This window comes from Acidithiobacillus thiooxidans ATCC 19377 (genome assembly GCF_009662475.1).
Classification (GTDB): Bacteria; Pseudomonadota; Gammaproteobacteria; order Acidithiobacillales; family Acidithiobacillaceae; genus Acidithiobacillus; species Acidithiobacillus thiooxidans.
Map to the genome: position 1 here is coordinate 2,406,832 of NZ_CP045571.1, position 19,425 is coordinate 2,426,256.

General features: G+C 53.5%; 14 protein-coding genes and 3 pseudogenes. 5 read left to right on the forward strand and 12 right to left on the reverse strand.

The features are described 5' to 3' along the window. Window positions 1-107: 107 nt before the first annotated feature. The 5 genes from GCD22_RS12775 to GCD22_RS12795 form a co-directional block, all read right to left on the reverse strand. Entirely contained in the window at window positions 108-2,402 is a 2,295-nt protein-coding gene (locus GCD22_RS12775) for a putative bifunctional diguanylate cyclase/phosphodiesterase (protein WP_051690537.1), read from the reverse strand. Between the two features lie 1,313 nt (window positions 2,403-3,715). Further along, a complete protein-coding gene (locus tag GCD22_RS19075) occupies window positions 3,716-4,711 on the reverse strand; it encodes a methyl-accepting chemotaxis protein (RefSeq protein ID WP_153940781.1) in 996 nt (331 codons plus the stop codon). A 34-nt stretch (window positions 4,712-4,745) separates the two neighbouring features. Further along, window positions 4,746-4,997, reverse strand: coding sequence for a hypothetical protein (locus tag GCD22_RS12785; RefSeq protein ID WP_031573920.1), 252 nt, complete (start codon window positions 4,995-4,997; stop codon window positions 4,746-4,748). A 66-nt stretch (window positions 4,998-5,063) separates the two neighbouring features. Then, on the reverse strand, window positions 5,064-8,162 hold the full coding sequence (locus tag GCD22_RS12790) for a bifunctional diguanylate cyclase/phosphodiesterase (RefSeq protein ID WP_153940814.1): 3,099 nt from the start codon (window positions 8,160-8,162) through the stop codon (window positions 5,064-5,066). A 234-nt stretch (window positions 8,163-8,396) separates the two neighbouring features. Continuing rightward, window positions 8,397-8,780, reverse strand: a complete 384-nt coding sequence (locus GCD22_RS12795; RefSeq protein ID WP_153940815.1) for an SEL1-like repeat protein — start codon at window positions 8,778-8,780, stop codon at window positions 8,397-8,399. Between the two features lie 404 nt (window positions 8,781-9,184). Here GCD22_RS12795 and GCD22_RS18780 point away from each other — a divergent pair, with 404 nt between their 5' ends. The 4 genes from GCD22_RS18780 to GCD22_RS12805 all read left to right on the forward strand — a co-directional run bounded on the left by GCD22_RS18780 (window position 9,185) and on the right by GCD22_RS12805 (window position 11,376). After that, window positions 9,185-9,313 (forward strand): hypothetical protein, encoded by a 129-nt coding sequence (locus GCD22_RS18780; protein WP_254892709.1) that lies wholly within the window; start codon window positions 9,185-9,187, stop codon window positions 9,311-9,313. Beyond that, on the forward strand, window positions 9,314-10,378 hold the full coding sequence (locus GCD22_RS12800; protein WP_217805767.1) for a transposase: 1,065 nt from the start codon (window positions 9,314-9,316) through the stop codon (window positions 10,376-10,378). A gap of 110 nt (window positions 10,379-10,488) precedes the next feature. Beyond that, a complete protein-coding gene (locus GCD22_RS18615) occupies window positions 10,489-10,710 on the forward strand; it encodes a hypothetical protein (RefSeq protein ID WP_244947532.1) in 222 nt (73 codons plus the stop codon). 33 nt (window positions 10,711-10,743) lie between these two features. Further along, window positions 10,744-11,376: an MFS transporter gene (locus tag GCD22_RS12805; RefSeq protein WP_226856168.1), complete on the forward strand. Its 633-nt coding sequence runs from the start codon at window positions 10,744-10,746 to the stop codon at window positions 11,374-11,376. 178 nt (window positions 11,377-11,554) lie between these two features. On the opposite strand, the pseudogene GCD22_RS12810 reads toward GCD22_RS12805, so the two are convergent. The 6 genes and pseudogenes from GCD22_RS12810 to GCD22_RS12835 form a co-directional block, all read right to left on the reverse strand. Further along, window positions 11,555-12,430: pseudogene (locus GCD22_RS12810) on the reverse strand (DHA2 family efflux MFS transporter permease subunit); the annotation flags it as partial. Between the two features lie 79 nt (window positions 12,431-12,509). After that, window positions 12,510-13,148 (reverse strand): alpha/beta hydrolase, encoded by a 639-nt coding sequence (locus GCD22_RS12815; RefSeq protein WP_031568562.1) that lies wholly within the window; start codon window positions 13,146-13,148, stop codon window positions 12,510-12,512. Window positions 13,149-13,192: 44 nt separating this feature from the next. Further along, window positions 13,193-14,629: an APC family permease gene (locus GCD22_RS12820; protein WP_202806192.1), complete on the reverse strand. Its 1,437-nt coding sequence runs from the start codon at window positions 14,627-14,629 to the stop codon at window positions 13,193-13,195. Window positions 14,630-14,671: 42 nt separating this feature from the next. After that, window positions 14,672-15,285, reverse strand: a pseudogene (locus GCD22_RS12825) (transposase); the annotation flags it as partial. A 46-nt stretch (window positions 15,286-15,331) separates the two neighbouring features. Continuing rightward, complete coding sequence (locus tag GCD22_RS12830; protein ID WP_306670500.1) at window positions 15,332-16,564, reverse strand: IS256 family transposase; 1,233 nt, start codon at window positions 16,562-16,564, stop codon at window positions 15,332-15,334. Window positions 16,565-16,703: 139 nt separating this feature from the next. Further along, window positions 16,704-17,198 (reverse strand): annotated as a pseudogene (locus GCD22_RS12835) (helix-turn-helix domain-containing protein); the annotation flags it as partial. A 353-nt stretch (window positions 17,199-17,551) separates the two neighbouring features. Between GCD22_RS12835 and GCD22_RS12840 the strand changes: the two are divergent. After that, the gene (locus tag GCD22_RS12840) at window positions 17,552-17,755 is read left to right on the forward strand and encodes a hypothetical protein (RefSeq protein ID WP_031576109.1); all 204 of its coding nucleotides are present in this window, start codon (window positions 17,552-17,554) and stop codon (window positions 17,753-17,755) included. Window positions 17,756-18,066: 311 nt separating this feature from the next. Here the strand turns inward: GCD22_RS12840 and GCD22_RS12845 are convergent, their stop codons facing one another. Further along, window positions 18,067-19,152, reverse strand: a complete 1,086-nt coding sequence (locus tag GCD22_RS12845; RefSeq protein WP_153940443.1) for an IS630 family transposase — start codon at window positions 19,150-19,152, stop codon at window positions 18,067-18,069. Between the last annotated feature and the right edge of the window lie 273 nt (window positions 19,153-19,425).

The window sequence follows — 19,425 nt, forward strand, 5'->3', positions numbered from 1 at the left end:
AGCAGGTGGTTAGTCCGTGAATAATTTGTATATCCCTTAAATGGAGCTAGTGGATATTACTCATACCCAGTAGCGCACAAAAATGTCCGGTATAAGCCCGTCATTATCTACTCCCGGACATCCAGAATAGCCTGCAAAAATTCGTTCAGGGCAAACTCCATAACCCTCCATGAACCATGGTCACTGATATTTCTTGCAACGGCACCAAGGGCAAGGTGGTAGGCATCGTGTAATTGTACCAGATGGCTATCGTCTCCATACCCAAAACGATGTAATACGCTATGACCGCGACACTGGTGACCATCCGCAAGAGATGCCAGGTCAAGTTGTATCGGATTGATTAGTAGCATATTTTTTATGGCGGTGTGCGATTTCAATGTGCCAGCATAAAAACCGAGTAGACTGACCGGGCGTATGTCGGTATCCATGACATAACCAGAGAGAAACTGCTGCAGATCGGTCAGCGGCAAGGGCTTGGATATCGCATATCCCTGTAGATGGGGCACACCGGTCGTGAGCATGGCATCAAGGATGTCTGCGGTTTCCACACCTTCCACTACCAGGTCCAGTTGCAGCTCTGAGGCTAGGTCCTGAATAGTGCGGACGAAATGCAGGTCTTGTGGTCTTGCCCCAAGAGACCGAACAAAGCCTTGATCTAGTTTGATCTCGTCAATAGGGAGTTCTTTTAGACGTAAGAGGGAGGCGTAGGCGCTGCCTACGTCATCAAGCGCCAGGCGAATGCCCATTTCTTTGATGCCCTGCAAGACGGACAGGGCTACGTTGCGCTCCAGAAAATCGCTGCCCTCCAGAATCTCTAGAGTAATCCGTTGAGGAGCCACCCCACTAGCGCTAATTACTCCTTGCAGGCAGGGCACACAGCTCCCGCAGAATGACTCCGGGACGACGTTGAAAGATACCCACAATGACCACCCCAGATTATCCAGCTTTTTCAGGTCTTCCAGCGCCTGAGTGAGGACCATGCTGCTGAGATTGGTCAGATCATCGACCGATAACTGACGCAAAAACTCTGCCGGATACAGGATTCTGCCATCTTCATCCCGCAACCGTGCCAGCGCTTCCACACCCACCACTTTGCGGCTATCGCCACTCAGAACCGGTTGATACCAGACCTCCATAGCGCCTTCGCTCAAGAGCCGTTGAACTGGCGTACGCTGCCGTTCCCGTGCTGCATTTTTTTCATCGAGCACCCAAAAGTGCTCCCTATGCAACTTTTTGGACTTGCTCTCATAGAGGGCGTGGTCGGCGCTGCGCAGCAGTTGGTCGCCCGTTTCTTCTTTTCCGAAGGGATATAGAGCGATCCCCATACTTCCACTGATCTGGACGATCTCGCCATGGCTCAGTGGGATAGGGGTATTCATGGCTTCTTCTACCTTGGCAAGGATCGGGGTGAGATCATTCGGTCCAGAGAGATCTTCCACCAGGAGCACGAACTCATCACCTCCCAGGCGAGCCACAAAGTCCGATTTGCGCAATGCCTCCGGCAATCGTTTCCCCAGGGTCACGAGCACCTCGTCGCCGGCTTCGTGGCCATAGGCGTCGTTAACGGGTTTAAAGCCGTCCAGATCCAGCATACACACTGCCAGCAGTTTCCCATACCGCTCTGCACGTGGTAAGGCTTGATTCAGTTGTTCTTCCAGAAACCGGCGGTTTGGTAAATGTGTCAGCATGTCATGGCGCGCCAGAGTTTCAATTTCTGCTTTTGCCTGTTCCAACTCGCGCTGTTCAAAATATCGACTCAGACCCAACCCCAAGCTGGTAGCTAACTGTTTCAATGTTTCCTGCAATGATCGTGTGAAATGCCGGATTTCTTCGCTCTCGATCACCAACACAACGAAAGGGGTTTCCCCTCCACCCACAAATACCGGGATGGCCATGACACTGCGGACACGGTCAAATACACCCCGGTCATCCTTGGCATCTTGCGTCAGTGCCAATGAATTTGGATTCAGCGGGCCTTGTTGAAGTCCTGTACGGACCACCTCACCCGCCACGATGGTGGGACATATTCCTTGCACGGGATATCGTGAGGGTGCAGATCTAGCGGAAATTGAATCATCGTCCGTATCGGCCATCGCCTGTATGGTCAAAAACGAGCCTTCCGGCTCTCTGGAAATGACATAAGCCCCGATTGCTTCTGTCTGGTCTACTACCTTATCCACCAGCCGTTGGTACATGGCCTGGGGGGCGTCCTGACTCAGGAGATCCTGCTGAACCATCAAGGTGACGACCTGATATTGACGCAGACGTATCAATTGGCGGAGCAGGTTGTTGGTAAACCAGCCGACGCCGGCAATCAACAATAGACCAGCTAATAAAATAGGCAATCGTTCCCGTTCGGCCCGCCAGTATACCTGACGGACCAACATTGGGGCCCATTGCATATGTAACGTCCCTGGGTGTCCTGGTACAGATATGGCCACCGTGCCGACGGGGAGGTGTGAATGGGGCTCCGGCGGTGCCCAATAACCACTCTTCCAAGAGGAAATTACCTGGCCTTGCGGATTAGTGAGCAGGACGATATGGGGAGAGTTGGAAAAGTCTGTCTGTATAGCTTGCTCCAGCACGGTTGCTTGCCAAAAGGCAAGGGCGAGAAACGCTACGCCCAGTGCTACAAAAAAGATGTTACTCCACCACAGGATCCGCCGGTCCGATTGGGACTGAAACAGTTCAGATACACTAGACAATAGGACTCGAAGTCGATTAGAAACAGACCACCTTAGTAGTCTGGCTACAGGTTTTTTAAACATTTTGTCGGGACCCATGTCGTCACTGAGCACGTCGCTTTTTTTGCAACGCATTGTATGTAAGAGATTTAATTGCTATTCACCAGGTAGAACTATGCCAATAGCCATTGCGCAAGAGGTGACCACGCCCACCAAGCTCATTGAGCGAAATTGCAGGATACGCGGCTACTCCGTTAATGGAACGCCCGATGATTTTCGCTGCCGGCGGCGAATACTCCGTATTACCAAAACATCCATTATCAGGATGCCAATGATAGTCATCGCCAGAAGGAGGTGAAGCATTATCTCCGATGAAACAGCAGGTGCTTTAACACCGAGATGAACTAGGTAGTCAAACGGTAGCGGCAAAACCATATTCAGGGCAATGAACGTCAAGGCCCACCACATCAATGTAGACGGATTACCCGCTACCGTCCGGTGTATCCGTTTAACGACTATGGTGTCGTTGGTAAATGCTAACAACTTAAAAAGGTTTGCGACGGACATTTCTTAATCTCCAAATTCAACGAAAAAAATTCAATCGTGCCAAATCGCGCCTGTCATTGATCAGTTTTCAGTCGTGATTAGCGTCAAACGAGGATGACAAAAACCAGCTCCATCCCTGGAGATACTCTCTCCTATATATTTGGCTATGATCAGTTTGCCATAGCATGGAACGAAAAAACCGGGGTCTGTCAAGGTAGTTGTCGTGTCACCCATTTCTTAAGTGACCTTTTTATCCTGCCGCTGCATTTTGATTGTTCGGATCTTACGCTTGCCGATCCGTGATATTAAATGACCCAACACACGCACGCACCATGGTGGTCATGGCCCATGACCTCGTCGATTCAAGAGGTCGCGGAGAGCGTTGAGGACCATCAAACGGCAGAGATTCTAAATGCCCTGGGCGTGCAGCATACCCCGGAGTATCTGTTTGATAAACCCACTTATAAATAATGAGTTGCAGAGCCTCAAGCGGACAAATCCGAATGCATCGTCGATAACGCCTTTCGGAATGCTTCGTGCTGCTTTTGCAGTGCTTCGCGCAAGGCCGGCAAATCTGGTGAATCTTCTTGCGTCGCCTGCAGGAGCTGAACAGCTAACTGATGAATCTGCTGATGCGGGACGGCCAAGTCCTGAAAACCACGAAGGGAAGCAAACTGCATCCGGCCGGTACCATCGTACCATTTCCCCAGACGGCAGGCATGAGAATCCATGGGCAGCGGCAGGTGATCTGGAGACAGTGCCTGGGTGCCCTTTTCGGATTCGCGCAAGGCCACCTCGACGAAATGCTGGTGCGTCTCCTGTGTCGCTTCAAACTGTAATCGCGTGGTCATCTTCCGCAAATGATGCGACTTGTCCAATAAGCGCTGCACGACAGAATCGACGCCAGCCGTCTGCTCCTGAACTGCGCTGTTTTTCTGTTGCATGGCTTTTCCGGAATCTGCAATCTGTTCCATGCTCTCCCGGATTTCGACGGTTGCTTCCTGAACATGGGCTGCCAAGCTGCGTACTTCATCAGCCACCACTGCAAACCCCCGCCCATGTTCTCCTGCCCGCGCTGCCTCAATGGCCGCATTCAAGGCGAGCAGATTGGTTTTATAGGAAATATCCTTGATAGTACCCACGACCCGACTAATTTCCTGAATCTTTTTGAGCAGCAACTGCACCGAAGACACATTATCCGTAATGGCCGATTTAACCTGACCAGAACTTTGTTGCACTTCCTGCATGGCTGTTTCAATATCCGCCGCCGCCCCATCCACATTGACGGTAACCGCCCGCAAGTGCTCCACCAGTTGATGGGTTTTTTCCTGTAAACCCAATACTCGGGAAATCATGGGTTGCGCGAGGGCTTCAAAGTCGGGGTGCTCAACAAGGATCTGCTCAATACGCGGCCCATCACCTTCCAATTGGGCCTCCAGATATTCCAGTAATGCCCGTACTGCCTGACTTTCTTCTGCCACAGTTATCTCTCCTCGCTATTTTTTATCCACTGCATTAAGCACGGTCACTGATCTCAGGACCCTGTGGACGGGTAATGTCATGGGTTCTCGCTGCCGACATATCCGGAGCACCAGAGACCCCCGTGCTGCGATCAACGCAATAGCCCAGGAGGGCCTCCATGAGGAGGATATCCAGCATCCGTTCCGCCGACAGGCCAGAATCCCCGATCAATAGGGTGAGTACCCTTTTCTGAAAAGGCGTGATGCTTTCTCCGGACAGGGAATGGATTTTTCTAGCAATCTTCATCTGGCATACCCCCCATGATCGTCCCACGCAGACCGTTTCCTTTGAGGCCCGGTAAAGAGCACCCACCTACCGAACATGGGGATGCCCCAGAAAGCGGTGTAACACATCTATCAGCTGGGCATTGGTTTCCAGCAGCTCCTGAGCTAATTGCCGCGCTTGCGGACTGCCCGGTGGACCGACATGATCTCTTAGCAGTTGGTGCAGGCGGTGATGGAGCTGATCCACGTCGACCGGCAAAGCGGCGCGGTCGGGCAGCTGGTTCAACCACAGGGCCAGATGACAATGTTCTGCATCATCACGACCCAAGATCCGCTCCGGCAGACAGCCCTTCCCCTGGAGGTACTGAATGGATTCTTGTACGCGTATCTGGTGCGCGCCCAACAGCCCTGTATCCGTGATACCCATGAGGTGATTGCGTGGTGCAGCAGAATTACCGATGTAATTTATTATGTTAAACGCCTTTACCCAGGCTGGCACGGCCTCTGCGGGCATCGGTTTGGCAAACAGATAGCCCTGCAGGGCCGGGCAGTCCAGAGCCTCCAGCAACTGTAAATGCCCGACGGTTTCCACGCCTTCGGCAATGACCTCCAGACCCAGCATGCGGGCGGTCTTTACGACGCCAGCAACAATGGCAAAGTCACGAGGATCATTGAGCATGTCCAGGACAAAACTCTGGTCAATCTTGATGGTCTGGGCAGGCAGTTTCTGCAGATAGCTCAAGGAGGCATTCCCCGTTCCGAAATCATCCAGGGCGATGCGTAGACCCAGGGCATTACAGTGCTGGAGTGTTTCCTGAGCCTTCTGAAAATCCAGCATGGGGGCACTTTCGGTGACTTCAATTTCGCAATACGCCGGGGCTATCCCGGGATGTGCAGCCAGAGCGCACTGCAAGTCATTCAGAAACTCGGGATCCAGCAGATGCCGGGCGCTGATATTCAGCGACAGGCGTAAGGGAAGCCCGGCCTGGTGCCACTGTTCTCCCTGGGACAGGACCGCATCCAATACAAAGCAGCCAATCCGACGGGCCAGGCGGGGATGGTCCAGCGCTTCGGCGAACACAGCGGGCGTGAGCAGCCCCCGTTGGGGATGCTGCAAGCGGATCAGGGCCTCAAAACCAATCACGCCCTGCTCCGGTGACGCAGAAGGGGCAGGCCGGGTCACTACCGGCTGGTAGTACATGACCAAGTTCTGGGCTTCAAGCGCTTCCTGGGTCATCGCCAACATCTCCATCAGCTGTTCTTGTTCAACATCCAGGGTTTTTTCATAAAAACAATACTGATTGCGACCCCGGGCTTTGGCCGCGTAAAGCGCGAGATCCGCATGCCGCAATATCTGCGGGGCATCACCCGTATCCCCGGGGAGAATCGTCCATCCGATACTGGCTGAGACGTTCGCCACCTGCGTGTCCATCTCAATAGGCTGGTTCAACGCCTGGATCAGCCGGTGGGCGAGATGCTGGGCGTCTTCCAGATCGTGCATATGGGGCAGCAGCAGCCCGAACTCATCCCCGCCCAGGCGGCTGACGCTATCTTCAGGCCGCAGCGTTTCACGGACCCGTTGTGCTACCGTACAAAGCAGTTGATCCCCTTGGTCGTGTCCCCAGCGATCATTGACCTGTTTGAATCCATCCAGATCGAGAATGCCAACCAGGAGGAGGTCTCCCGGCAGGGGCTGCGTCTCTGTGGCCTGGCGGAGCTGCTCCAGAAACCACTTGCGGTTGGGCAAGCCGGTCAAATCATCGTGATGCGCCTGATAAGCCAGGTGCTCGGTCAAACGACGCCGTTCCGTGACATCATGAAAGACCAGTACGGCGCCCAACACCTGACCATCCCGTCCGTGAATCGGTGCTGCAGAATCTTCAATGGCGATCTCCTGACCATCCGCGCGCAGGAGAACCGTATGGTTGGCCAGCCCCACGATCCGGCCTTCCTGCAAGACTCTGCGGATGGGGTTTTCTACCGGAAGGTGATCCCCCTCATGGGCAATGTGGAAAACCGTTTCGAGCGGTTTCCCCAGAAGGTCTGAGCGTGCAGAACCCAGCATGGATTCAGCTACGGGATTGATATCTGTGACCCGACCTTGGGTGTCGGTCGTTATCACCCCGTCACCAATGGAATGGAGGGTGACTTCCGCCCGCTCCTTGGCCTCCCACAACCTCAGATCATGGGCCGATCTTTCACGCTGCCGGTCTTCGCCGATGCGGCGAAAGGTCCAATAGCCGAAGGTAGAAAGCAGCAGCAGAGCCAGCATGGCCGCCAAAGGTCCGGTCATCCGATTCCACCAGGCGGCCAGCAGAAAGGAACGTGGCAGCCCCACACCGGCTACCAGCGGATAGCCTCGCACCTGGTTCCAGGCCCCGAGACGCCATTGATTGAACGCCGTAGCCAGGCCATAAAAGCTGGCAGAGCGGGCCTGGGGGTGCGCCCGGATGGACTGGACGGCAATGCCGTTTTGGCGTGTACCAAAGGGGCTTTGTGTGGGCAGCGGATAGAGGCTTTCCAGAAAGCCATCCCGGCGCAGCAGAAAGACCGAACTCAAGGCAGGAAGCTGCAGATTGTGCCAAAAAGGGAATTGGCCGTGCTGCAAGGGCAGCAGGGCCACCATGTTGGTCACTACGGAATGTCGGTAGGGGATCCCTTGTGCCCCCAGGAAAAGCGGTACCACCCAGTGTGGATGTTGGGGGTGTTCCGGATTACGCACCGCCAAAGGAGGACCGACGCAAAGGTCGGAAGCCTGTCTACAACGCTGGATCAGTTGCCGCTGCTGGTCCGTAATCCGGGATCGGGCATCCGGCGATGCCGGAAGTGAAAGCAAGGTCCGCAGCAGTCCCTTGTCCATCCCGGCAGCCACCACTCCGTCACCTGCCGTACGCACACCGACACTGTTGAAATCGGGATTGAGGACCAGGTAGTCCTGCAATTTTTCGTGAATCGCCAGAGGCGTGCCATCGGCTCCTGTGCCCGTGTCCTGACCCAGCATGGCCAATGAAGACTGGGTCCCCTTGAGAAATAAATGCGTGCCATCCGCCACAGCGGCTGCCAGCACCCGCAAGTTGGTGCTGTATTCCTGACAAACATCCTGCCATGTTTCATAAGCCAGGCCTTCTCCAGCCAGCACCACAATGACCACAAACAAAAGCCAGGCACGCAATAACCAGGGTAGCATCGGTATCAATCCACCTTGGAGAAGCGGACATCATGAGTAAGCACTTTCTACGGCATCCTTTCACATGCACGAGTAATGTTTCATAAATAGTACAGGTTGGGGAATTTACCACGAAACCCGCCGCACCTTATCCTGCGTTTCTGCAGTAATTGTCATACAGGCTTTTGCAAAACCAGGGGGGACGCGGTGCTCCACTCGTTGCGGTAACAATAAATCCATACCGGCGCTTAGCGCTTAGTCCGTTATTTCCGTGGCATATAGGTAAAGGGCATGGCGCGCCAGGCGGCCTACCGAACTGGGATGACCACTCAAAAGCCGCCACTGACGCAACGCCCAAAAGCGGTTTTGGGCGATTCCGCGACCCAGGTACAGGGCCTTGCCATAGTAGTAGCGTGACCAGCGACATCCATGAGGAAAGGCGGCACACCAGCAGGCAACTGCCCGTTCCGGCTCTTTCGTGCGAAACCAGTAGACCCCCAGGTAACGCTGGGCATTGACATGCCCAGCGCACGCCCGTCGCTCAAGGGTGGCTAAGGCCGTCGCATCGCCTTTGCGCGCATGGTAAAGGAGCCCGCGTATTTCAGTGTCGCTATACTTGGTGATCAAGTTGCTGCTCATGCCATCAGAGTGCCTCCATGAGGTAGCGGTAGCGGTTTCTATAGGCAAAGAGGACTGTCAGTTTGCCCTCTCCGTCTAACTTCATGACGCCGGCACTTTCCAGGAATAGCCCCCTATGATGTTTCTCATCATACTGCCCAAACCTGAGGCATTAGCCACGGTAAATTTTCTCTAATTGTAACTAACTGATTATCAAGTGTAATGTTGCATTCTTATGTCTTGGAGTCAGTCAGTATGTACTGGTACCCTCCGGCTGATCCCCGGAGTGAGGCAGATCAGATTGTTTGCACGCTTGGGGCATGACTCTGTTAAACAAATCAACCTAAAAACAGCAGTTTCCCCTGCTGAAATGACCTTATCCATCTGATAGGATGAGGTTTTCCCTGATGATGGAGGTTCACCCGATGGGTGAAGCAGAAAAACACCCGCAGAAGGCTATTCCGGCGGCGGTGCAGACCATGATAGTAGACACCCTGGGCGGTCGTATTCAGGTATCCTGGGACCAGGAATCTGCGGCAACGCTCATGGGCTAGATGGTGTTTTTTGCCGCCTATCTGGAGACCACGGGTCTGTTTGACACTCGGGTGGAAGAGAGTCCCTTGCACTACACCAGCCCCAATGCCCCACAGAAACAGGACGTGCTGGGGGCCTTGTTCCTCTCTATTCTGGCGGGTCACCGCCGCTATGCCCATGTTACGGGATTACGCAGTGATGGCGTGAGTCCCAATATTCTGGGGATGGACAAGATCGTCAGTGAAGATGCCCTACGCCGGGCGTTAGGCAAAATCCCCGAAGCCGAAGGGACGGAATGGATGCGCAAGCATCTGTTCAAAAGCGTGGTGGCCGCCTGCCAGACCCCCTGGATTCTGGATATCGATACGACCGTCAAGCCCCTGTTCGGGCATCAGGAAGGCGCGGAAGTGGGCTACAATCCGCACAAGCCCGGACGTCCCTCCCATGCCTATCACGCCTACTGGATAGGCAACCTGCGTTTGCTGCTGGATGTAGAAGTGACGGCGGGGAATACCACCGCGTCCAATCATGCCCAGCCCGGCTTGAATCGCGTCCTGGATGCCCTGCGCGCTGAACAGCGTCCCTATCTGGTCCGTGGCGACTGCGGCTTTGGCAATGATGCCGTGATTCGGGAAATGGAGTCCCGGCAGCAACCGTACCTGTTCAAATTGCGCCAGTCCTCGCGTGTGAAGCGCCTGCTACAGCGCGTTTTTACCCGCCGGGACTGGATAGATGCGGGACAAGGCTGGGAAGGCCGTGAGGATACGATCCAATTGGCGGGTTGGGCGCAAAGTCGTCGGGTCGTCATCCTGCTGCGCTTGCTGAAGGAAAACCTGATCGCCACCCGGGAACAGCGCGGTCAACTGGCCTTTGCCTTTGTGGACCGACGCCAGACCAAGGTCTATGAATATGCCGTCTTGGTGACCGATCTCTCCGAAGGCGTTTTGAGTGTCGCACAGCTGTATCGTGACCGGGCAGATGCTGAGAACGGCTTTGACGAACTCAAGAATCAATGGGGATGGGGTGTGGCTACACCACCCGGGATCTGGCGCGTTGCCGACTTTCTGCGCGCGCCGTGGGGCTGATCTACAACTGGTGGAGCGGGTATACCCGGCTGGCCTTCCCGGAAATGCGGGAGGAGGCTATCACCAGTCGCCCAATACTGTTGTCCGCCATCGGCCGGAGCACCAAACACGTGGGACAGACCCATCTGTATTTGATCCCGATGCACGCCGCACAAAAAAAGATCGAACGCGGAATCGAAAATATTTGCAATGGGTTAAAGACCATCCAGCAGACTGCGGAACGGTTGCTGGGAGCAAATCCTTGGGACCTTCTTGTCAGCTACATCGTCGCCCAAATTACCCAAAAACCATGGGTGCCACCCGGGGCTTTCCCAGCCCTTGTCGGACCGTAACTGCTTTTTCTAGGTTTATGGAACCATGGTGATATGCCCATCTACCTGCAAGATTATATGGGCCATGAAGCGCAGACCGCAGGGCTGGTCATGGCCCCGCAAGGGATAGGCTCCTGGGTTTCCATGTGGATGGCAGGCAGACTGCTTAATCGCGGGGCCAACCCGCGCTGGATGATTCTGGCGGGAATCGGTCTGGGGGCCACGGGCACTTGGTTGAGTCTCTCCTACAACCTGCAGGTGAGCCCTTTCTGGATAATCTGGCCTGGGGTTATCCGTGGTCTCGGCCTGGGCCTGGTATCCATTCCTCTATTCACACTGGCTTTTGCAACCCTGAGCAAAGAACAGACACCCGAAGGATCGGGGATATTCAATCTGATGCGTAATCTGGGGGGCTCTATGGGTATTGCTATCATCTCCACCATCATGACGGAAGAAGCCCAGGAGGCCTGGAATCAGATGGGTGGACATATCAATCCGTTCAGCGCGGCACTACCCCGCTATATGCGTGATGCGGGATTACATCAGGGAACGCTGGCTTGGCAGGTACTGGGACAAACTCTGGCGCAACACGCAGCAATGCGAGGGATACTGGATGCATTCACGTTCCTCTTCTGGAGTTTCATAGCGATCATATTGATTGTGTTACTCATGAGAAACAAAGCATGATCGTCAATACATCCCTTCCGGGCGTCACGCGTCGACGATTATGGTCTGTACCGCCTCCGGAATGGCCTTTTGCGGGTGTTTTTCTTCTTCACCCATAGGGTGGCCTCCATGTGCAGGAAAAGCCTCATCTTATCAAATGGATAATCTTATTTCAGTAGGGGTAACTGCTGTTTTTAGGATAAAGCACCAAACCGAATAAACCGATTCCTGCACTGCCCAGAGTCAGGGAGCGATCTTTAAGGAGACGCAAATTCACCAGTGGATGGGAAACATTGAGCGAGCGCAGTACAAACAGCAAAATCCCCATGCCCGCCAGTAACATCAAAATGATGATGAAACGAGAACTGAGCCAGCCGTCCTGATCTCCGAGGCTGAGCATCATCTGCAAGGCCCCCAGACCGATAGCCATCCACATGAAACCCAGCCAATCAATCGGCCGGGGATGCTCGCTTTTGCCGAAACTGGGAATGTATAGCAACAGCATGGTGAACGCGATGAGGCCAATAGGAATATTGACGTAAAAACACCAGCGCCAGGAAAGGTCCTGGGTGAGATAACCACCGAGCACGGGGCCAACAATCGGACCGAGCATGGTCCCCATGCCCAAAGTTGCCATGGCTACTCCTCGTTTTTCCCGGGGATAGGCTTCTACCAAAATCGCCTGTCCGACCGGTACGAGCGATGCCCCCAGAGCCCCTTGCATGAAGCGCCAAAAGACAATTTCCGTGAGGCTGTGGGATTGTCCGCTCATGACCGAGCAGACCAGGAAGCCAGCCACGCTCCACAGGATGAGCTGCCGTTGTCCGAAACGTTCGACCAGCAATCCGGTCAGCGGGGTCACGATAACCATGGCCAACATGTAGGTAGTCAGTGCCCAGGTAATCTGATTGCTGTTGGCGTGAAGCGATCCCTCCATATGCGGCAATGCCACGTTGACAATCGTGATGTCCAGGACATTCATGATAATGCAAGCCATTACGGCGATGGTAATGGCAAGAAGATGTGGGCTCCCCGTTTCGTTGGAGTAACGGCTTTCCGACTTTGGTGTATCCATGCCATTCATAGCTTATTTACGCATCTCGGCGATGCCCCTGCGGTCTCAGCCATAATATGTCGATTAAGCAGTCGTTGCGCTAAGCGTGACGCATTGGATTGTAGAGGCTGGCCAAAAAGTCCTGAATGACTGTCCTTACTTCAGGCCCGGAATCGGGATCATTCAACAGTTGGTGTGCATGCAGGCTGCCGGGCCAGCTACGCGTAGAAATAGGAAAAGGGGGGTGACTCGCGATTTCTCGGGCAGGGGCCGCATAAGCCTCATTTTCACTGAAAAGCAACAGGCCATGAGCCGCCTTGTTGGCCAGAAGTGGCAAATATTCCTCCCCTCCCGCAGGGGATAGCCATATGACGGCATCCACGGGTTTCTCCGTTTCTGCAAGCGCGGCGATAACGGCGATCCCGCCCATGGAAGCGCCCAAAAGAACGATTGGATTGGCGCGTTCTCTGCGTGCATAGGTTATGCTGGCCAAGATATCCTGATCATAACTGGCATTATCTCCCCGTTCCGACAGACCATATCCTCTGAAATTCGGGGCCAGCACGGTCCATCCCCACTGTTGCATATCCATAGCCAAGGGTTTCCAGGCATTTTTATCGTAGGCTTTACCATGGGCCAGCACACACCAGGGATTCTGCGCAGGATAAATATCTGCCTCCAGTTTTACGCTATCGGTCGTGCAGAAAGAAATGGTTTGTGAAGAAAGAGAGGATGGCATGGGATAATCTCCTTATAGAGAGTTAAATATCGATCTACAACCCATTAAGCTGGCACAATTTGCCTTCGATAGCGATACCAACCCAACGGGATAAGAATCATGAGAATTAAAGCACCTATCATGGAGGGAGCATAAATGTTCTCTGCCATATGTCCCGGAGGGATCAGGCCGATAAACAGACAGGCGAGTGAAGTCATAAAGCCAATTCCGGCAACCAGCCAGAGCCCCCAGTTGCGGCCACCCGGAACGCGATAGGGTCGCGGCACATCTGGATGCGTGTAACGCAATCGGATAGCAGCCGTAAAAAGTAACAAATACATGAAGCAATAGAGTACAACGGCCAGAGAGGTCAGTAGCAGAAAGGCTGTATTGACCGGCATGACCAGAATGAGCAGGGCTACCACGCTCATGAAAATGGCTTGCAACAAAAGGAGATTACGCGGTACTCCATGCCGGTTGGCTTCCTGGAAAGAGGCAGGCAGAATGCCGCTTTGTGAGGCGGCCCACATCCCTTTAATCGGTCCTAAAATCCAGGTACTGACTTGGCCCGCAGCGCCAAAAGCTACAAGAAAGGCGGCCAGGGGCAGCAAAAAACTCAAATGCCAGGTGCTAAACAATGCCTGTAAAGCCTGGATAGTTCCAGAGACCATGTTTAAATGAGCTATTGGTACGACTACTGCGATAGCCAGGCCTCCCAACAATGTTACGACAAAGCCCAGAATTGCGGCGGAAAAGACCGCAATGGGATAGTTGCGCCGTACATTTCTGACTTCCCGGGCATGCCCGGCAGATACCTCAATACCGGCTACTCCGAAAATAAAACTGAGAAAAAGCAGCAGATGATGTTCAGGATTCACCAATGGCAACCAGTTATCTGCAGCGAGTGCAAGCTTAAGATAAATGGGGTTTCCTTGAATGATATAGAATACAGCCATGATGATCAGTACTGCACTGGGTAAGAGGACGCCACTGCTGAGGCAGACTGTGGAAATCATTCCGGATGTTCGCGTCCCACGCATGTTAGCGGCCGTAGCTCCCCAGTAAACCACAAGAATGATCCCAAAAATAAACCAGCGATTGGTGGCCAGCTGCGGATCGAATGCATAGCATAAGTTGACAGCAACGTAGGCCAGAATGGAGGCAATGCCGAATATGCTTTGGGTCCATTGCAACCAGATCGCTGTAAATCCCCAGGAAGTGCCATAGGCCTCTTCAATCCAGTGGAATACGCCATTTTTGGGCCAGGCAGTAGCCAGTTCAGCTGCGACCAGGGCAATGGGAATCAGAAAGGCAAACACGGTCACGATATTGAAAAAAATCATTTGCAGACCAGTGCCGGCCATCATTGGCATGTTCCGTAACGTAAAAAACAATGCGGCCGTCATCATCGTAAGCATAACCACTCCAATGGAACGCCCTTTGACGGGAATAGCGGGAGTACTGGTACGGGCGGTTACTAAATCAGGTTTCTGTGTGTCCAAAATCACTCCTTAATGGATGGAGAAAGCTGGTTTATCGACATTTTAAGTGGGTAGCCTAGGATCCAGTTTACCCAGGATCGATAAGCCATGCTGATAAAGTTCTTGTGGGTACGGTAACCCCGCGCTTTCGCCTTGGCGGATTGGATGAGACTGTTGAAACCTTCAAAAATTCCGTTATTGATCTGGCTCTCAGACCAGCGGAGTGCGCTATCCCAATGGTTCATGATGGTGTAGGCGACCTTGACGATAGGCGTCAAGCCGCTGGACTTGGCGCTTTCCAACCAGGCTTTCAAAAGTGGGGCACTCTGGTGGCGATTCTTGATCGTATAGATGTCCTGGAAGGCCAGGCGATACTGGTAGGCCTGCTCAGTCTTGAGGTTCTGGAGTGATTCCTGCAGTTTCGCTTTCAGGTTGCGGTCATTCTTGAGCCATACCCAGCGCGTCTTTTTGAGATCTGGCCGGGTGAGCGCTTCTGAGCGGTGGACATGGTCCACGGCTTCATTAACGCGTTTCATGAGGTGAAATCGATCGAAGGTCACCTGGGCTTTGGGGAGATACGCATCAGCCCCTTTCTGGAAGGCCGGAGACAAATCCATGCTGACGTCCGTGATCGCTTCCGCACTACCCCCGTGGGCTCCGAGGTCTGTGGCGAATCGCGCGAGCTATAGTCAAATCTGGTGTATGAGCATTTTCTGACATAGATCAGGCGGCGGTCTGTTGATCATCCGGCAGGGTGAGGTTAGCCGGTAAGCCATCGATAAATTTCACCCCTGCAAAAAGCTGCAGGACTTTCTCTGGAGCATAAATCCCAATCCAGCGTTTTTCAGCCTGCTGCAGCATCTTGAAACCCAATCCCAGAAAGCTGCTGCGTGATACACAGTTCTTCGTCCGGGTAGTCCGGTGGCGTACCGTAGCGAAGGTGGACTCAATGGCATTGGTGGTCCGGATATGCCGCCAGTGTTCGGCCGGAAAATCATAGAAAGCGAGCAATTCAGCCCGATCTTTTTCCAGTTTAGCCACGGCCTTGGGATACTTTGCCTGGTAATTGCGCACAAACACGTCCAGTGCTTTTTCCGCAGCCTGGCGATTGGCGGCCATCCAGATTTCCTGCAACGCTGCCTTGGCTTTGCTCTGTTGGGCTTTGGGAAGTTCGTTGAGAATGTTGGCGGTCTTATGCACCCAGCAGCGTTGCTGACCAGTTTCGGGATAGGCTTCATCCAGTGCGGCCCAAAACCCCATGGCACCATCCCCAATGGCGAGCAAAGGGGCCGCCTCCAGACCGCGCGCCTGCAGGTCACGCAGAATCTCCAGCCAGGAAGCTTTGGATTCGCGCAGGCCGTCACTGACACTGACCAGCTCTTTCTTGCCCTCTGCCGTCACGCCGATAATCACCAGCAGGCAGATACGCGGATCCTCCTCCGCACGGAGGTTCGTATAAATACCGTCTACCCACCAGTAAGCATAGCGCTTTCCCTGTAGGGAGCGGTGTTGCCAATGGGCATACTCTTGCGCCCACTCCGCCTTGAGACGTCCCAACACCGCAGGTGAAAGTCCCTTGGCCTCATCACCCAGCAAAATGGAAAGGGCTTCCTGCATGTGGCCGGAAGACACCCCATGCAGATAGAGCCAAGGTACTGTAGCGGCTACTGTTCGTGATTTGCGTACATACGGAGGCGCCAGTACCGAATTGAATTTGATCCCCGATCCTGAGCGGTCCCGCACCTTGGGTACTTTGACGGGTACCGGACCCAGAGCGGTCATGATCTCGCGCTCCGGCAGATGCCCATTACGCACGACCGCCTGACGCCCATCAACCATCCGCACCGTCGCAAATTCTTCCAGCAATACCGCCACCTCTGCCTCTATGGCCTGCTCAATCAGAGAGCGTGCCGCGCGTCGAAGTATCCCTTCAATGCCCAGACCCAACTCTCCCATCCCACCTGCTATTACGGTATTCTTTTCCACGGCGTACTCCTTATGTTGCTCTTTGAGTCGGAAACCCTTTGTAGCAACAGTACGCCACCTCATTCAAGCCAGTTGTAACGCGCCCGTACACCACTTTCGAGCATAGCTCGAATCGCGCAAAGCTGGAGGCGTCTTTGCCGGGCGTGGCAAACAATAACTGTCGCGCTTCCAGATCGACGAAGAGCGTGATGTAGTCGTGGCCGCGTCGGCCACTGGTCTCATCCACACCGACCGTATGAACGCCGGTCATATCTACGCGGGTCCGCGCGGTTTCGACATAATGGTCAATGATCCGCCACAGACGCTTGTCGGTTTCCCGTACCAGGCGCGCCGCCGTCAACACGGGCATCGCCCGTACCAGGGTCATGATCAATGCCTCAAACAGCTGGGTGAAATTGGAACCCTCCCTTTCCCAGGAAACAGGCACCAGATGCACCCCATGCTCTGGACATTCCGCGCCGCAGACGAGGCAGGAGAAGCGGCTTCCCTTGGGAAAAGTGACCTGCAGATCCAATCGCTTCTCTTCGACTTTGAAGACCACGTTATCAACCATCCACGGCGGTACCAGACCCAAGACCAAGGTGTATAACTGATTTTGATCCATCTCCTTCTTCCTTATATTCAGGGTCACATCCGCCTGATTCTAACGCTGAATCCACTCGACATGTCGTGGAGCCGGTTTAATTTATGAAGCATACCGGTAAACTCTAATAACAGATTCAGTGCGGCGTTCGTGGTCTCATGCAAGATTTTTCCAACACCTCGATTGGGTTGAGCAAGGTTTTAGAAGTATATCATTCTTGATGGACGTGCCTGAAAACCGAAAGCGACTATAATGAGTTCGATAGATGATAGATAAAGAATAATCAAAATAAGTATGGTGTGTATTCTACTGATTAAAAGCTTTTTATCTTTAGTTACTAGGTCACTGAACGCTGGCGGCAAAAGGGAGGCGGTATGGAAGTTGGTTTCACCGTTTACGATAAAGAAGGTAAGACGCATCAAACAATCATTGAAATGCCCAATGATGCTACCATCCCCCAACTTGGCGATGATTTGATCTATGATGATTTAGTTTGTACCATCGAGAGAAGAGATTTTCAGGTTGTTTCAAAGAGAAAAGTCTATGCTTGGAGTTTTAGCGCGCGAGAGAAGCCCTAAGCCTAAGTAGTAAAAGCTCAGCAATTACGTGAGAGTCATCTTTCTTCAAGCACTATTGAAGCCCGTATGTCGTGGGTAGAAAACTGCTTGGCAGTTGCTTTGAATATATTACATAGGTCTAATAATACGATGAGAATATTCTAATGTCCCAACCTGAAGATGTACCCCTTCCTCTTGAGACCATCAGGCAACGTCGCATGAGGACTTGGCTGATTGTTGTGTTGGTTATTGAGTTCGTACTGTTGGCAGCTTATTCGATAACGCTGTGGGATATCACCAGTGGACGGTCAGTTTCGGCCAAGAATCTCCAGCTAGTGTAGTGTTGCATTCTGTTTGCTGCTTAAATGGCTGTTGGCGCGAATGACTTTTTGCAGGATGTCGCGGGCGGTTTTGGTCCAGATGAAAGGTTTGGGATGGGTGTTGTGGTGGTCGATGTACCCCTCAATGGCCTGGATGAGTTCAGGCACACTGGTGAACACCCCACGACGTAACCGCTGGGTCGTGATATCCCGAAAGAAACGCTCGACCATGTTGAGCCAGGATGCCGAAGTGGGCGTAAAGTGCATGTGAATACGCGGGTGCTTGTCGAGCCACGCCTGTACTACCGGGTGTTTATGGGTCGCATAGTTGTCGGCGATCAAATGCAGAGCCTTGTCCTTGGGCGTCTGCCGATCAATTTTCTTCAGGAACTTCAGCCATTCCACATGGGTATGGCGCTGTTGACACTGTCCGATGACCTGACCATCCAGCACGTTGAGGGCGGCAAACAAGGTCGTGGTACCATTACGTTTGTAGTCGTGGGTCATCGTTTCTGCGCGGCCCTTTTTGAGGGGAAGTCCCGGTTGGGTCCGGTCCAGGGCCTGCACCTGACTTTTTTCATCCGCGCAGAGCACCAAGGCATGCTCCGGGGGAGACATATACAACCCCACAATATCTTCCAGCTTTTCCACAAAATGCGGGTCACGTGACACCTTGAAACCACGCAGCAGATGAGGCTTGAGGCCATGCTTGCGCCAATGCCGTGACACACTGGCGGCACTGACACCCAGTTCTGCCGCCATCCTACGCGTACTCCAATGCGTCATCGCTTCCGGCTTACTCTGCGTGGTCAATTCTACCAGACGGGCCACATCCACTTTCACCGGAGGGGCGCCGCGCGGTAAATCGCGTTCAATGCCCGACAAGCGGTGTTCCAGATAACGCTTGCGCCAACGTGCGACTTGCAGGCGATCCACCCCCAGGCGCTCCGCAATTTCTTTGTTCTGCAAGCCCTCTGCCGCCAGCAATATCATCCGTGCCCGTAATGACAAGCGGACACTGCTTAATCGGGAGGCGACTATACGGGACAACTCGGACCGCTCTTCGCTGGTTAAAGTGACTGTGGGCGCAACTCGCAAGGCTCGACTCCATTCATACCCTCAACATGGAGCTATTTTATCATCATTAACCTTAAGGTTCACCAAGAATGCAACACTACACTAGGAACAGTCAGGCAGGGGACCTTTCCTATATTGATCCGGTCCCCCGGCACACTTGAACCCCGGATTGAACGATGGGTTACCAGCAATGTTGGTGGAACAGTGCAGCGTTTGTTTGTCCATCCAGGCAGCAGAGTAAACGTAAATAGTCCATTATTGTCGCTCAGCAACCCTAAGGTCCTTGTACAAGCC